The organism is Arthrobacter sp. lap29, assembly GCF_032458965.1.
GTDB classification, from domain to species: Bacteria; Actinomycetota; Actinomycetes; order Actinomycetales; family Micrococcaceae; genus Specibacter; species Specibacter psychrochitiniphilus.
The window spans coordinates 1-808 of the sequence record NZ_JAUCEK010000041.1; the positions used below are offsets into that span (position 1 = coordinate 1).

Genomic DNA, 808 nt, shown 5'->3' on the forward strand with positions numbered 1-808 from the left:
CACGGATGTGCTTGGTCTCATGTTCTATGTCAGTGCCTGCTAATAGAATAGATGTATGGATACAGCAAGGGGGAACCCGGTCAATCCGGGATCCCTTTCAGGGGCTTTACGAGTTGGTGACCACGTTCATCAACTTCTCAACCTCGCCCACGCACTATCCACCACCACCGAGCCCACTGGTGCTAACACGGTGGGCGAGCCTGCTGCGCCCACTGCCTGTTCTAGCAGCGCTGGCCCTTCACAGGATCCTGGCCCTGTTCTGGGCCGGGAGGTCAGTATGGGTCTGGAGGTCAGTGTGGGTCTGGAGGTCAGTGTGGGTCTGGATCTCGGGGTGTTCACTGATGTGGAATGTGTTCGGTGGGCTCAAGACCTTGAGCAACTCCTACGCTTTGGCCAAGCCCTAGCAGTACAAGCCGCTGGTGAACTCAACGAACGAGTCCATGCAGGGCGCTACGCAGAGACCGGAGCCCGAGGAGGCACCAACCTCTTAGTGCAATCTCTGCAACTAAGCACCTCCGAAGCGAACCGGCGCATCCGCCTGGCTAAAGAAGTCCTCCCCATCACCGACCCCATTACCGGTACCACAGCCCCTACCGCTTACACAGGCCTCGCAACAGCATTCTTCAACGGCTCCCTCTCTCAAGAACGGGCCCTTACCGTGGCCCATTACCTCGATGAAGCCTCCCGGCTGGCGAAAAATGCGCGTATCAGCACCGAAGAAGCCACCGAGGTTGAAGAAGCCCTCGTGTCTACCGCCCAACTCCAAGGCCCCGATTTCATCCGTGCCGTAGGCAACCAGATCATGAGT

At 58.2% G+C, this 808-nt stretch carries 1 protein-coding gene; it reads left to right on the plus strand.

Annotated features, from left to right (window positions below; translation table 11 throughout):
- Positions 1–55: 55 nt before the first annotated feature.
- Positions 56–808: hypothetical protein (locus RY113_RS18425; RefSeq protein WP_315915836.1), on the plus strand; the 753-nt coding region annotated here is incomplete at its 3' end.